This is a genomic window from Truepera sp. (assembly GCA_032027045.1).
Classification (GTDB): Bacteria; Deinococcota; Deinococci; order Deinococcales; family Trueperaceae; genus JAAYYF01.
Genome location: JAVSMU010000001.1, coordinates 1,220,620 through 1,235,179, shown reverse-complemented (window position 1 = coordinate 1,235,179; position 14,560 = coordinate 1,220,620). Strand labels below are relative to the sequence as shown.

Below are 14,560 nucleotides of genomic sequence, written 5' to 3'. Positions count from 1 at the left end.
CCGAGTACGCCGGTCGCCCGCTGGCGGTACAGAATCTAACCAGATTTGCGTCTTGGAGGTCGGACATCGAAATCCTACGCGTATCAGGTTCATCCCGGCCGAACTCGGTGGCGGGCGCCATCGCGGCGCTATTGCGGAGTGCCAGCGAGGTGGAGGTGCAGGCCATCGGGCCGCACGCCGTCAACCAGGCCGTCAAGGCCATCGCCATCGCGCGGTCGTACATCGAGTCCGAGGGGCTCGGGCTGCATACGGTCCCCTCGTTCGTGAAGCTGGAGCTCCACGACGAGGAGCGCACGGCCGTCAGGTTCCTGATCGAGTCGTTCATGCTGGCTGGCGAGGAGCGCTCGAGGAACGAAGACCCCACCTGACCTGGGCCCTTCCGCCGAGTGCCGGTGGCGTACATTGATCTGATGGCGAAGGGCGGCGCGCTTAACTCGACGACCGACCGTGGCGTACCGCGTGGGAGGCCCGGCGAGGCCGCGCGGCGGGTGGCGCTCGAGGCGCTCAACCGCATGGAGCATGGCGAGTTCCTCGCGCCGACCCTCAACGACCTGCTGGCAAGATCGGGCCTGGCGCGGGAGGACCGCGCCCTGGTCACGGACCTCGCGTACGGCGCGGCCCGGCGGCGCATCCTCCTGGACGCCGCGCTGGCGCCGCTCCTGGCCAAGCCGGAGCGGCTCCCCCCTGCCGTGCGCGAGATACTTCGCTTGGGGGCGTACGAGATCCTTTACCGCGGCACGCCGGCCTACGCGGCCGTGAACGCGTGGGTGAGCTTGACCAAGGCCGAGGCGAAGGCGCTCTCTGGCCTGGTGAACGCCGTGCTTCGGCGCGTGCGTCCCCCGGCGACCGCCGGCGACCCTGCCGTTGAAGCCTCGTTACCGTCATGGCTATGCGCGTCCCTGGTGCGGGGCCTGGGCGCCGCCGCAGCGGGGGCGGCGTCTGCTGCCATGCTCGAGCCGGAGCCACTCTGGTTGACCGCCTTCAGCGAGGATGCCGAGGCGCAACTGACCCGAGAAGGCGCGACGGCGCTTCCCCTGCAAGTAAGCGTGCACCCGGGTTGGCCGAAGAGCCTTCGGGTCAGGGCGCCGTTGAGCGTCGACCGGCTGTCGGCATTCGAGCTCGGACTCGTGCAGCCTCAGAACCCCACCTCACTGGCCGCCGCGCTGTTGCTCGGAGCTGGAACGGGCGACCGGGTCCTCGACCTCGCTAGCGGGGGCGGCGTCAAGAGCGCCGTGTTGGCGGCGCTGGGGGCCGAGGTGACGAGCGTGGAGTTGAACCCCCGGCACGTGGCTGCGGCGCGCAAGAACCTGGCTCGGCTGGGCCTCGCGGCCGAGCACGTGATCGCCGACCTGACCCACCCTCTCGACCTCGAGCCGGCGCCCTTCGTCCTGCTCGACGCACCCTGCAGCGGCACCGGCACGCTCCGCGGTCACCCCGAGATCAAGCTGCGCCTCACGCCTGGCGACGTGACCGCGGCCGCCGCGCGCCAGGGCCTCATGCTGGAGAGCGCCGCCGGAGTCACCGCGCCCGGCGGCATGCTGCAGTACGCCGTCTGCGCACTGACCGCCGAGGAGGGCCCGGCCGTGGTCGCGGACTTCCTGGACCACCACCCGGAGTTCCAGGCCGAGGACTTCGCCCTACCGCTGACCACGCTGGCCGTCGGGGCCGGCAGGTTCGTCCTGCCACTGGAGGGCCTCGACGGTTTCTACCTGGCGAGGCTGCGGCGGCGCGCCTAGCAGCCAACCGTAGCCCTGGCGCGGCGGCGCAACCAGCTACCATCCGTAGCCCTGGCGCACCGGCAGAATCCGCGGGCACCCCGGCACCGCTCATGGCGAACTCGCGCCATGCCCGGTAGTCTGACTCATGCCCGAAGTAGCGCAAGAGCAGGCACGCCGGTTGTCGGAACCACTATCCGACCGCGTTCACGCCGTTCTCGGCGGCGTGAACTGCGCCATCGTCGAGATCGGCGAGGGCAAGGCCCTGCTGGTCGACAGCGGCCAGGACAAGGAGTACGGCCGCAAGATCCGCAAGGCGCTCGAGGCTCTGGACCTCGAGCTGAGCGTCATCCTCACGACCCACAGCCACGCCGATCATTACGGCGGCAACGCCTACCTCCTGCGGCAGTTCCCCCAGGCCCAGGTGTGGGCGCCCGAGGTGGAGGCCGAGATCATCCGGACACCCTACCTGGAGCCCGTCTACCTCTTCCACGGCGCCAAACCGCTGCCCGAGCTGACCGGCAAGTGGCTGCAGGCGGACCCCTCCCCCGTCCACCGTGTGATCGGCGCCGGCGAGGAAACCGTGGGTGGCGTCACGCTCACCCTGGTCGACGTCCGCGGCCACGCCCACCGCCAACTGGCCGTCTTGGTGGACGACGTCCTGCTGGCCGCCGACGCTGTCTTCGGGGTCGAGACACTCGAGAAGTACCCGATACCGTTCGCCCAGGACGTGATGGGCCAACTGGCGGCCTTCGACACCGTGGCGGCCCAGCCGGCACGCTTGCTGCTGCCCGGCCACGGAGCCCCCACGACCGACCTGGAGGGGGTGGCCGACCTCAACCGCCGCGCCGTGCTGCGCGCCGCCGGCGCGATACTCGACTGTTGCCATGGCTCCTCCACCGAGGAGGTCGTCGCCGGCTCGGCCCGCGCCCTCGGGATCGTCATGACCGACCTCGCGCGCTACCACCTGAACTACTGCGTGGTTTCCGCCCACCTGGGGCGGCTGCGAGAACTGGGGCTCGTCGACTGCGCCGTCGTCGACTCGCGGCTCGAGTGGAGCAGGGCGTGAGGTTCACCAGCGCCGGCGCCGCACGCACCGTGACCGGGAGCTGTCACCACCTGGAGGTCGGCGACTACGGCCTACTGGTGGACTGCGGGCTCTTCCAGGGCGGCGCCGAGCTCGACGCGCTGAACTCGCAGCCCTTGCCGTTCGATCCGGCCTCCCTGAACGCGGTGCTGGTCACCCACGGGCACCTCGATCACGTCGGGCGCCTGCCGCTGCTCGTGAAGCGGGGTTACCCCGGCGCCTTCATCGCGACCCGCGCGACGGCCGAGGTGGCCGCCGTGATCCTGCGCGACTCCGCCAAGTTGCAGGAGGAGGACTTCGAACGCAGCCTGCGCAAGGCGCGGCGCGCGGGGCGGGAGCACGAGCTGGAGGCGCCGCTCTACACGTCGGCCGACGCCGAGGCGGCGATCGCCCGCTTCAAGGGCATCGGCATGGGCGCGCCCGTGCCGCTGGGCGCCAAGGTGACGGCCACCTTCAGGCCCGCGGGTCACATCCTTGGCAGCGCCTACATCGAGATCTCGACGCCGGAGGCGCGCCTCGTATTCTCGGGCGACCTGGGCAACCGGGAGAGCACCATCCAGGCACCGGCGCTGCCGCCGGGCGAGTGTGACGTGCTCGTCATCGAGTCGACGTACGCCGACCAGGTACACCCCAGCCGCGCCGTCACCGAGGCGCACTTCCTCGACGTGCTCAAGCGGTCCCTCGGCCGTGGCGGCAAGGTCATGATCCCGACCTTCGCCACGGAGCGCGCGCAGCAGATCCTCTACCTGCTCGATCGCTTCATGACCGCCGGCGACGTGCCGAGCGTTCCCGTGTTCCTCGACTCACCCATGGCCGCCAAGATGACCCACCTCTACCAGGAGTGCGCCAACGACTTCCGGCCCGCCATCGCCCGCCAGCTGGCATCGGACGACGACCCGTTCGAGCCGCCCACCATGCAGTACACCGTGACGGCCGAGGAGTCGAAAGCGATCAACTCGTTCGAGGGCGGCGCGGTCATCATCGCCGGTTCGGGAATGATGACCGGGGGACGCATCAGGCATCACCTCAAGCACAACCTCTGGCGCGAGGAGGCGAGCCTCGTGATCGTCGGCTACCAGGCTCGGGGCACGCTCGGCCGCATCCTCCTCGACGGGGCCCAGCGGGTCCGGATCTTCGGCGAGGAGATCGCCGTGAAGGCAAGCGTCGAGAACATCAAGGGGTTCTCGGCGCACGCGGATCACGACGACCTGATGGCGTTCTTGGAGCCCACGCGCGCCGAGAAGGTGCTCATCGTGCACGGCGAGCCCGAGGTGATGGACGGCTTCGCTGCCCAGTTGAACGCGACTTCTCAGCGCGCCATGACACCGGAGCGTGACGTGCCCATCGAATTGTAGTCAGCGTGCGCCGGCGCCTACTCCCCAGAACGGCCCCGGAACGTCGCCTAGGCGTCGTCAGCCACCTTACGGAGACGATGCCTCGTGAGGGGGTTGAATAGCCGTATGGATTGGGAACTGCCTGTCATAGCGTTGCGCACCCAGGTGGTGCTGCCGCGCACACTGGAGAACGTGGACGTCGGGCGACCGAAGTCCAAGCGGGCGCTGGAGGAGGCGCAGGCCGGTGACAACCGCGTCCTGCTCGTCGTCCAGCGCGATTCGCGCATCGACGACCCGGGCGAGGACGACCTGTACGAGGTCGGGACCCTCGCGGTGGTCAAGCAGGTCATCCGCCTGCCCAACGACACCCTGCAGGTCCTGGTGGAGGGCCGCGACCGCGCCCGCATCGAGGAGTACGTACAGGGCGGCGCCCTGCGCGCGCGGGTGAGCACCGTGAACGAGGTGGGCGTGGACCGCCAGGACGAGTCGGTCCAGGGCCTCATCGAGCAGGTCAAAGTGGCCTTCGGTGAGTACGCCCAGCAGAACAAGAACATGCGGCTCGACTCCTTCCACTTGGAGAACCTCCGCGCCATGAAGGAGCCCGGTTCGTTGGCCGACGTCGTGGCGAAGTTCGCCACGTGGGAGGTCGCCGACAAGCAAGCGGCGCTCGAGGAGGCCGTGGCGGTCAAGCGCCTCGAGCTGGTCTTCGGCTTCCTCACGCGCGACCTCGAACGCTTCGACACGGAGAAGGAGATCAGCGCCCGCGTCAAGCAGCAGATGGACTCGAACCAGCGTGAGTACTACCTGCGCGAGAAGATGAAGGCCATCCAGAAGGAGCTCGGTTCCGGCGAGGAAAGCGAGTCCGACGACCTCCGCGGCAAGATCGAGGCCAAGAACATGCCCGATTACGCCAAGGAGCGGGCCCTCAAGGAGATCGACCGGCTGGACAAGATGGCGGGCGGCTCGCCCGAGGCCACCGTCGTCCGCACGTACCTCGACACCCTCATCGACCTGCCCTGGAGCGAGATGGACGAGGAGCACCTCGACATCCTCAACAGCCAGGCGGTGCTCGACGAGGACCATTACGCGCTCGAGGAGCCCAAGGAGCGCATCCTGGAGTTCCTCGCCGTCAGGCAGCTCACCAAGGACGTGGAATCGGCCGACTACAAGGCGCCCATCCTCTGCCTGGTTGGTCCGCCGGGGGTCGGCAAGACCAGCCTCGGCAAGTCCATCGCCCGCAGCCTCAACCGGAAGTTCGTGCGCATGAGCCTGGGCGGGGTGCGCGACGAGGCCGAGATCCGCGGCCACCGCCGCACCTACATCGGCAGCCTCCCTGGCCGCATCATCCAGGGCATGAAGACCGCCGGCACCATCAACCCCGTCTTCTTGCTGGACGAGGTCGACAAGATGACGGCCGACTTCCGGGGCGACCCGTCGTCTGCCCTGCTCGAGGTCCTCGACCCCGAGCAGAACAACACCTTCGCCGATCACTACCTCGAGATCCCCTACGACCTGTCGAAGGTCATGTTCATCACCACCGCCAACTCGCTCTCCACCGTGCCGCGGCCGCTCCTCGACCGCATGGAGGTCATCCACCTCCCCGGTTACACGCTGGTGGAGAAGCTGGAGATCGCCAAGCGTTACCGGGTGCCGCGGCAGTTGCGCGACCACGGGCTGGCCGATCACCTCACCATCGACGACAGCGCCCTGCGGCGGATAGTCACCGAGTACACCCGCGAGGCGGGGGTGCGCAACCTCGACCGGCTCATCGCCAAGACGGCCCGCAAGTCCGCCAAGGAGTTCCTGACGACCCCGTGGGAGGGCGTGCGCAACGTCGACGCCGAGGCCGTTCGCGGCCTCCTCGGAGTGCCTCCTTACCGCGACGAGAAGGCCGAGAAGGAGCCGCAGGTAGGGCTGGCACACGGGCTCGCGTGGACGTCGGTAGGCGGAGTGACGCTCGACATAGAGGTAGTGGCCGTTCCAGGTAAGGGCGTCGTCACTCTCACCGGCCAGCTCGGCGACGTGATGAAGGAGAGCGCGCAGGCCGGCATCGCCTACTTGCGCAAGCACGCCGGCGATTACGGGATAGCCCCCGACTTCCACGAGAAGCGCGACCTGCATGTGCACGTTCTCGAAGGGGCCACACCCAAGGACGGCCCGTCGGCCGGCATCGCCATCGCCAGCGCCGTCGTGTCGGCCCTCACGGGCCGCCGCCTGCGCGGCGACGTGGCCATGACGGGCGAGATCACGCTGCGCGGCCGCGTGCTACCCATCGGCGGCGTCAAGGAGAAGCTGCTGGCGGCGCACCAGGCCGGCATCGGCACCGTCATCCTGCCTCAGGACAACGAGGCCAACTTAGAGGACGTGCCGGAAGTCATCCTCGCGGATCTCGAGGTCGTGGCCGTCAGCGACTTCCACGAGGTGCTCAAGTTGATGCTGCTGGCCGAGGAGAGCAGCGAAGCTGCCGACTTCGTCCCGCCCCCCGACGACGCGCCGGGTGCTCAGCCGGGGGCCACTGCCGGAAGCTGAGGCCCAGGTCGCCTACGCCGTCAAGTAGGCGGAGAGCCTGGACGGAGCCAAGCACGCCCCGGGCCGCTCCGCCGGGTCGAGCGCGGACCGCCCATCGCCGACCTAGCCGCCTGGGGGCTCCGGTGCCACCCACGGGAGCAGGGCCAAGAGTACGGCCTGCACGTACAGTTCCGACCGCGTGACCAGGCCCCGGCTCAGCACCCCCGCTGCGCCGGGGCCGTCCTTCGCCCTCTCGAGGCCGAAGGCAGCGTCCAGCGCCGTGCCCAACTCCGCGCCCCTCATCACGGGCCCGGCCAGGTGGTCGGGAACCTCGAACGCCGCGCTGCAAGCGCTTCCCTCCAGGCCGTAGCGGTCAACGGCGACCACCCACGCGCTCGTGAACAACCGGGGCCCCGGCGGTTCGGCGCCACGCCCTTCCCCGCCCCGGGCGGCGGTCGGGCGCCACGCTACTCCGGCCTCTATGCCGATGCCCAGCAACGCGCCTGGCACCAGCCTCAGAGCGCCCGCGGCCCTCGCCCGGGCGCCCCGGAAGGTCTCCTCGTCGCCCACCGGCTGGTTCGCCACGTGTGACGGGGCTCGAACGGGCGTCACGGCGACGAACCCGCCGTGAACGCGCCGCAGCGCGGTCTCCACGGCACTGACCTTCGCCGGGCTCACCGACCCCAGGGCAACGCGGCCCAACGTCGCAATCGCCTCGGCGGCGACGCCGGTCAACAGGGGCTCACCCCCGCTCAAGCGCCCACCGCCGAGCGCAGGACCTCGGCGTCGCCGGTGAGTCGGTAGGTTCCCAGGGCCGCAGGTAGGACGACGGTGCCGCCTTCACGCACCGTCGCCTCCTCGCCGCCGCCGCTCACGGTCAGCTCGCCGCGCACGCTCACCAGGATCTCCAACGAGCGACGCTCGGTGCGGTACTCCCTCGTCTCGCCGGGCATCACCACCCGATGGTCGAGCACGAACTCGGGAAGTGCGACCAGCCGCGCGAAGCCGTCGCCGACTGCCGTGACGGGGTTCGCCGGCGGCGGCGCCCCGGACAGATCCGCCACCGCCAGGGCCCTGTCCAGGTGGAGTTCTCGTGGTCGGCCGTCGGCGGCCAGTCGGCCGTAGTCGAAGAGGCGGTAGGTGAGGTCGCTGGCCTGCTGGATCTCGAAGAGGAAGCACCCTGCCCCAACGGCGTGGACCGTGCCGGCGGGGTTCACCACGACGCTCCCCCTGGCGACGGGCAGCCGGTGCATGAGGTCCGCGAGCGTGCGCTCCGCCACCGCTTGGCGCACCTCCTGCTCGGTGAGCGGCCGGCGAAACCCCCACAGCACGGACGCCCCTCGCGCTGAGTCCAGTAAGAACCAGGCCTCGGTCTTGCCGAGGTGACCGCTGCCCGGGTGCTCGCGCAGCGCGTAAGCGTCGTCCGGGTGCACCTGCACGGAGAGGTCCTGGGCCGCGTCGATGAACTTGGCCAAGAGCGGCACGCGGGGGCCGTAGCGCAGCATGGCGGTCTCGCCCACGAGGTCGGCCTCGGCGGTGGCGGCCACCATGCCGAGGGTATCCCCCGAGTGCGGCCCGTTCAGGACCACGCTGGAGGCGTCGAGCAGCCACGCCTCCCCGACCGGCTCCCCTTCGGGGCCGCTGACCGGTAGGTCTCCCCTCCCGCCCAGCCACGCGGCCAGCCTCGACCCGCCCCAGAGCCGGCGGTACAGGTGCGGACCGAGGACCAGCGGGTACGGCTCGAACCCCCCGCTCACCCCGCGGCCGCCTTCGGAAGCTTCTTGCCGGGGTTCATGATGCCCGCGGGGTCGAGCGTGTCCTTGATGGCGCGCATGAGCGCCAGCGCCGCGCCGTGTTCGCGCTCCATGTACTTGAGCTTGCGCAGGCCCACACCGTGCTCCCCCGTGGCGGTGCCGCCGGCGTCCAACGCCCGGTAGGTCATGCGGTCGACGATCCCCTGCGCCGCCACCCGCCGCGCGGGATCGTCCTCCATGTACAGCGTGAGATGGAAGTTCCCGTCGCCGACGTGGCCCACCAGGTTGGCGTCGAAGCCGTTGGCGGCGCAGTCGTCGAGCGCCGCGGTCAGCGCCTCCGGCAGGTTCGAGATGGGCACCGCCACGTCCGTGACCAGGCTTTCCAGCCCGGGGTGCGAGGCGTTGGAGGCGAAGAGCATGGTGTGGCGCGTTTCCCATAGCCGCGCGCGTTCCGTGGCGTCCGTGGCGGCCTCGAACGCGGTGGCCCCGGCGTCCTCGGCGAGGTCGCGGGCCAGTGCCACCTCGGCCCCTATCCCTGCCGGGTTGCCGTGGAACTCGAGGAAGATGGTCATCTCCTCCGGGAAGCTGGTACCCGAATAGGCGTTGGCGGAGCGGATGCTCGCGGCGTCGACCAGCTCGCAGCGCGCCACGGGCACGCCGGCCTGGATCAGCCGGGTAACGAACGACGTGGCCTTGAAGGCGTCGGGGAACGGCAGTCGCGCGGCCGCGGCAGCCTCGGGCAGCCCGACGAGCCTGACGGTCACCTCGGTGATCACCCCCAGCGTTCCCTCGGCGCCGGTGAACAGCGCGCACAGGTCGTAGCCGCTGGCAGACTTGCGGGCGCGATTACCGAGCCGGAGGATCTCGCCGGTGGGGGTCACGACCTCCAACGCCAGCACGTAATCGCCCGTCGTGCCGTAACGAACGGCCGCCGTGCCCGAAGCGTTGGTGCTGACCATGCCGCCCAGCGAGGCGTGAGCGCCGGGGTCTATCGGGAAGAACAGTCCGTGGCGGCGCACGTGCTCGTTCAAGCGCGGGTACGTGACGGCGGGCTGCACCACCGCAAGGAGGTCCTCGGGGTGCGCCTCGAGGATGAGGTCCATGCGCCCCAAGTCGAGCGAGATGCCTCCGGCCGCGGGAACCGTGTGTCCCTCCAGACTGCTGTTGGCGCCGACCGGGGTAACGGGGACGCCCTCTCGTGACGCGAATTGCAGCAGGGCGGCGACCTCGGCCGTGCTCTGCGGGTAGACGACGGCCGCAGGGATTACGCCCTTGGCGTAGGACTCCCCGTGGGAGTGTTGAGCGAGCACCGCGGCGGACGTGTCTACACGGTCGGCGCCGAGCAGGCTCGCGAGTTCGTGGGCGACGTTCATGGGCCCTACTCTAATGCGGAGGCCGGCTTACCTACCTCGCTGCCTGAGCCCTTCCGGTGGCCGGTAGGCCGGGGACCCCGCGCGGCAGCCGGTAGGCCGAGGACCCCGTGCACCAGCCGGTAGGCCGAGGATGCTTCACGGCAGCGGCAGGCCGAGGACCCCGCGCTTCCGGTGCCGCGACGCTACACACTAGACGTTAGGCAATAGGCACTAGGCGCTAGACGTTACGCAAACGCGGGTCCAGCACGTCCCTGACCGCGTCGCCCAGCAGGTTGAAGCCGACCACGGCGAGGAAGATGGCGAGGCCCGGGAAGAGCGACATCCAAGGTGCGCGCAGGAACTGCGTGAAACCGTCGCGGATGAGCAGCCCCCACTCCGGAGCGGGTGGCTGCGCGCCGAGGCCGAGGAAGCCCAGGGCCGCCACGTCCAAGATGGCGGTGCCGATCGACAGGGTCAGCTGCACGATGAGGGGCGCCATGCTGTTGGGCAAGACGTGCATGAGGACGATGCGTGGGGCGCCCGAGCCCAACGAGCGCGCCGCCTGCACGAACTCGGACTGCCTGACGGACAACACCACGGAGCGCACGATCCTCGTGTAGATGGGCACCTGCGTGATGGAGATGGCGATGAGGGCGTTGGTGAGGTTCGGACCGAGCGTGGCCACGATGGCGATGGCGAGCAGAATGCCCGGGAAGGCGAGCAGGATGTCCATGGACCACACGATGATGGTGTCCGTCCAGCCACCCACGTAGCCTGCCAGGAGGCCGAGGATGGTCCCCGTGACCACGGCGAAGGCCACGGCCGCCAGGCCTACGCGCAGGCTGATGCGCCCGCCGTGGAGCACGCGAGTGAACTGGTCGCGGCCCAGCTCGTCGGCGCCGAACCAGCGCTCCGCGCTTGGGGGCGCTAGGCGGGCGCGGAGGTTGCGGTCGCGCGTGGCGTCGTAAGGCTTGATGATGGGCGCCAGCAGCGAGACGAGAACCAGGAACAACACTATGCCCATCCCGAATACCCCGGTCGGGTGACGGAAGAAGCGCTTCAAGGCGTCGTTGCGGCGCTGGGGGGAAGCGGCCTCGACGCTCACGAGTACTGGATCCTCGGATCGATGAGTCCGTAAGACAGGTCGACGAGCAGGTTCACCAGCACGAACATGGTGGCCACGAAGATCACTCCGCCTTGGATGATGGGGTAATCACGCGCCGAGATGCCGTCGTAGACCCAACGCCCGATGCCCGGCCAGCTGAATACGGTCTCGGTGAGGATGGCGCCCGAGAGGAGGGTGCCGAAGCTGAGGCCGATGACGGTGATCACGGGCAGGAGCGCGTTGCGTAGCGTGTGCTTGCGCACCACGACGCGCTCGCTCAGGCCCTTCGCGCGCGCGGTGCGCACGTAGTCCTGGCCGAGCACCTCCAACATGGCGGAGCGGGTCATGCGCACCACGATGGCGAGGGGGATGGTGCCCAGAGCGACTGCCGGCAGCACCAGGTGCCTGAGGGCGTCCCAGGTGGCTGTCAGGTTGCCGCGCAGCAGCGAGTCGAGCACGTAGAAGCCGGTGATGGGCTGCAACTGGATCTGATTGGAGATGCGGCCGGACGGCGGTAGCCAACCGAGGACGACGGCGAAGAAGTAGATGAACACGATGGCCAGCCAGAACACGGGGAACGACACGCCCGAGACGGCCAGCAGCATGACCCCGGTGTCGGCCAACGTGCCGCGCCTAAGGGCCGCCCACATGCCGGCGGGAATGCCCACCGCCACGGCCAGGAACATGGCCGCGAGCGTCAGCTCGAAGGTGGCTGGGAACCTGTGTTTGAGGCTGTCGGTGATGGGGACCAGGGTGAAAATCGAGCGCCCCAGGTCGAGGCGGATTAGACCGCCCATGTAAGAGAAGTACTGGCTGTCGAACAACGCCTTGACGTTGCCGGTCTCCTTGAACTTTGCGGTGTTGACGAAAAGGGGGCGGTCGAGCCCAAGGTCTGAGCGCAGACGCTCGACCAGGGCAGGGGCGGCTCGCTGGCCGAGCATGGCGACCGCCGGGTCGCCCGGCAGCACGCGCGTTAGGAAGAATATCAGGAGGGTAACGCCGATCAGGACCGGAATCAGGCCAGCGACGCGGCGCAGAACATAGGCGGCCAAGCTTCAACTCCAAGCTGATTCGTGGGACGCGTGCCCAACCCTCGAACCCATCACCGAGCGCGCCCCACACGTGCCGTCGGGCGCGCCGTACTCAAGATAAAGGATGCCGTGAGGCGCCCGAGAGAATGGGCGCCTCACGCGAACAAGTAAACCTACTCGGTCTTGGTGACCGGGATCAGGCTCACCGAAGAGTAGCCGAGCGGGCTGGGCTGCCAGCCGTCGATGTTGGCGCGCACCGCGTTCAGCGAGCGGTTGTGCGCCATGGGGATCGAGATGGCCTGGTCGGCCACCGTGTCGTTGACCTGCGCGTACAGCTCGGCACGCTTGGTCTGATCCGAGATCTGGCGGGCCTCGTTGAGGAGGGCCAGGGTCTCGGGGCTGTCCCAGCCGAGGCTACCGGCGGCCGAGGGGCCGAAGAAGGTGAGCAGGAAGTTGTCGGGGTCGGCGTAGTCGGCGTTCCAACCCAGCATGTACATCGGGAACTTACCGGTCGTGTAGTCGGCCAGGTAGGTGGTCCAGTCTTCCGTCATGAGGTTCGCGGTGATGCCGACGTCGGCCAGGTACGAGGCGACCGTCTCGGCGATCGGCTGCGGGGCCGGGAAGTACGGGCGGCTGACCGGCATGTACCAGAACTCGGTCGTGAAGCCGTCCGGGAAGCCGGCCTCGGCAAGGAGCTCCTTGGCGTGCTCGGGGTCGTACTTGTACGGCCAGGGCTCGCCGTGCCCGAACAGCACGGGCGGGAGGTGATCCTGGGCCACCACGCCCAGGCCCTGGTAGAACGCATCGACGATGGCGTCGCGGTCAATGGCCGTGGCGATGGCGCGGCGAACCAGCACGTTGTCGAGCGGCTTGTTCATCTGGTTCAAGGCGATGTAGCCGACGTTGAGTTCCGAGTCGGCGATGGCGACCTTGAGGTTGGGGTCGTTCTCGACGGTGGGGAGGTCGTCACTAGTGAGCAACACGGCGATGTCGATGGTGCCGGCCTGCAGTTCCGCCAGGCGGGCGGTGGGCTGATCGATGCCGCGGAAGATGACGCGTTCGACCTTGGGCTTCTCGCCCCAGTAGTCGTCGTTGCGCTCGAGGACCACACGCTCGCCCTCGACCCACTCGACGAACTTGAAGGGGCCGGTGCCCACGCTACCGACACCCGGAGTGCCGTAGTTGACGCCGTTGGCCTTGACCGCGGCGGGGCTGTTGAACTGGAAGTAGACGGCGGCGAACAGCGCGGGGAGGAACGGAGCGGGCTGGGTGAGCGTGAGTTCGACCGTGTACTGGCCCGTTGCCTTCACGCTCTCGATGAGGTTGCCCTCACCGATGGGGCCACCGAAGACCCAACCCCAGGGCACGAACGTCTTGCCCTGGTCGCGCCCGCTATAGGGATCGTTGGGGTCGTTCCAGCGGTCGATGTTGAACTTGACGGCCTCGGCGTTGAACGGCGTGCCGTCGTGGAACTTGACGCCCTGACGAAGCTCGAACGTCCACACGGTGGCGTCGTCGTTCGCGCTCCAGGAGGTAGCGAGAGCGGGGATGAGGTCGGTCTTGCCGGGCGCGAAGTCGACCAGGCGCTCGGTGATCTGAGAGCTGACGACCAGCGAGTTGCCGTCTTGCGAATCGACGCCTTCTAGGGAGGAGGGGAAGCCGCTGGCCCCGAATACCAGGGTCTGGGCGCTTGCCAGGCCGAAGGTCAAGAACAGGGCGAGTAGAACTGACAGTCTCTTCATGTAGCCTCCAATATCCACGACGTGGACAGCACGGAAACTCCGCGGACCCCGCGTCTCCTGAGAGTGGCGTTGCGCGGCTCCGGCTGTGCCTACGTTCGACGCTCACGATGTTATCACGTGAAGTAACTCACAGCGAGGCACCTGCCTTGACGTAACTTTCATGATGTGAACGCCGCTGCGTGCTTGCGGGCGCGGCGGCCCGCGGCTCAGGCCAGCTCGCTCAGGGCGGGCTGCCGCGGCACGCCGGGCACGAGCCGACCGTCCAGTAAGCGCAGCGTGCGCACGCCGGGCCTGTCGACCAGGCGCTCGTCGTGGGTCACGGCCACGACGGCGGTGCCCTCTTCGGCGGCGAGTTCGAGGAGCAAGGAGAACACGGCCTCGGCACGCGCGTGGTCGAGGGAGCCGGTGGGCTCGTCGGCGAGTAGCACCCGCGGCTCGAGTGCCAGGGCTCGCGCTACGGCGGCACGCTGTCTCTCACCGCCCGACACGCGCGAGGGCGGGAAGTGCAGTCGTTCTCCCAGGCCCACGCGCTCCAGCAGCTCCTTGGCGCGCTTGGCGTCGGGCTGCCCGACTATCCTGCCGGGCATCATCACGTTCTCCAGAAGCGAGAAGTCGGGCAACAGGTAATGGTTCTGGAAGATGAGGCCCACGTGCCACGCCCGCCTGGCGGCCAGCTCCCGCGGTGGATGCTCGTGCACGGCGAAGTCGCCCCAGTAGATCTCGCCGCCGTCGGGGCGGTCGAGGCCGCCGAGGAGGTGCAGCAGCGTGCTCTTCCCCGAGCCCGAGGGGCCGAGGACCGCTACCACCTCGCCCTCGTCCAGCGCCAAGGACGCACCTCGAAGCACCGGCACATCGCCGCCCGGAGCCTTGAAGCGCCGCACCAGATCGCGGGTCGCAAGTGGCTGACTCACGGGGTTACTATAATGGCAAGC

12 protein-coding genes are annotated in these 14,560 nt (G+C 69.0%); 5 read left to right on the top strand and 7 right to left on the bottom strand.

The window, feature by feature from the left end:
• The first annotated feature begins 65 nt into the window (after nucleotides 1-65).
• The 5 genes from ROY82_05625 to lon all read left to right on the top strand — a co-directional run bounded on the left by ROY82_05625 (nucleotide 66) and on the right by lon (nucleotide 6,665).
• Entirely contained in the window at nucleotides 66-368 is a 303-nt protein-coding gene (locus ROY82_05625) for a stage V sporulation protein S (protein ID MDT3681943.1), read from the top strand.
• A gap of 42 nt (nucleotides 369-410) precedes the next feature.
• Nucleotides 411-1,736: a transcription antitermination factor NusB gene (locus tag ROY82_05620; GenBank protein MDT3681942.1), complete on the top strand. Its 1,326-nt coding sequence runs from the start codon at nucleotides 411-413 to the stop codon at nucleotides 1,734-1,736.
• A gap of 127 nt (nucleotides 1,737-1,863) precedes the next feature.
• Nucleotides 1,864-2,784: an MBL fold metallo-hydrolase gene (locus ROY82_05615; GenBank protein ID MDT3681941.1), complete on the top strand. Its 921-nt coding sequence runs from the start codon at nucleotides 1,864-1,866 to the stop codon at nucleotides 2,782-2,784.
• Nucleotides 2,781-4,157 (top strand): MBL fold metallo-hydrolase, encoded by a 1,377-nt coding sequence (locus ROY82_05610; protein ID MDT3681940.1) that lies wholly within the window; start codon nucleotides 2,781-2,783, stop codon nucleotides 4,155-4,157. The genes ROY82_05615 and ROY82_05610 overlap by 4 nt, the downstream gene beginning before the upstream one ends.
• Nucleotides 4,158-4,262: 105 nt before the next feature.
• Nucleotides 4,263-6,665, top strand: a complete 2,403-nt coding sequence (gene lon, locus ROY82_05605; protein MDT3681939.1) for an endopeptidase La — start codon at nucleotides 4,263-4,265, stop codon at nucleotides 6,663-6,665.
• A 102-nt stretch (nucleotides 6,666-6,767) separates the two neighbouring features.
• Here lon and ROY82_05600 read toward each other — a convergent pair whose 3' ends face one another.
• The 7 genes from ROY82_05600 to ROY82_05570 form a co-directional block, all read right to left on the bottom strand.
• Nucleotides 6,768-7,400 (bottom strand): inosine/xanthosine triphosphatase, encoded by a 633-nt coding sequence (locus ROY82_05600; GenBank protein MDT3681938.1) that lies wholly within the window; start codon nucleotides 7,398-7,400, stop codon nucleotides 6,768-6,770.
• Nucleotides 7,397-8,401, bottom strand: coding sequence for a type I phosphomannose isomerase catalytic subunit (locus ROY82_05595; protein ID MDT3681937.1), 1,005 nt, complete (start codon nucleotides 8,399-8,401; stop codon nucleotides 7,397-7,399). The genes ROY82_05600 and ROY82_05595 overlap by 4 nt, the downstream gene beginning before the upstream one ends.
• Complete coding sequence (locus ROY82_05590; protein ID MDT3681936.1) at nucleotides 8,398-9,771, bottom strand: FAD-linked oxidase C-terminal domain-containing protein; 1,374 nt, start codon at nucleotides 9,769-9,771, stop codon at nucleotides 8,398-8,400. Before ROY82_05590 ends, ROY82_05595 begins: the two co-directional genes overlap by 4 nt.
• Before the next feature lie 217 nt (nucleotides 9,772-9,988).
• Nucleotides 9,989-10,855, bottom strand: coding sequence for an ABC transporter permease (locus ROY82_05585; protein ID MDT3681935.1), 867 nt, complete (start codon nucleotides 10,853-10,855; stop codon nucleotides 9,989-9,991).
• Complete coding sequence (locus ROY82_05580; GenBank protein MDT3681934.1) at nucleotides 10,852-11,907, bottom strand: ABC transporter permease; 1,056 nt, start codon at nucleotides 11,905-11,907, stop codon at nucleotides 10,852-10,854. Before ROY82_05580 ends, ROY82_05585 begins: the two co-directional genes overlap by 4 nt.
• A 152-nt stretch (nucleotides 11,908-12,059) precedes the next feature.
• Nucleotides 12,060-13,628 carry an ABC transporter substrate-binding protein gene (locus ROY82_05575; protein MDT3681933.1) on the bottom strand — a complete coding sequence of 523 codons (1,569 nt, stop codon included), beginning with the start codon at nucleotides 13,626-13,628 and terminating at the stop codon, nucleotides 12,060-12,062.
• Between the two features lie 206 nt (nucleotides 13,629-13,834).
• Nucleotides 13,835-14,539, bottom strand: a complete 705-nt coding sequence (locus ROY82_05570; protein ID MDT3681932.1) for an ABC transporter ATP-binding protein — start codon at nucleotides 14,537-14,539, stop codon at nucleotides 13,835-13,837.
• Nucleotides 14,540-14,560: the final 21 nt, after the last annotated feature.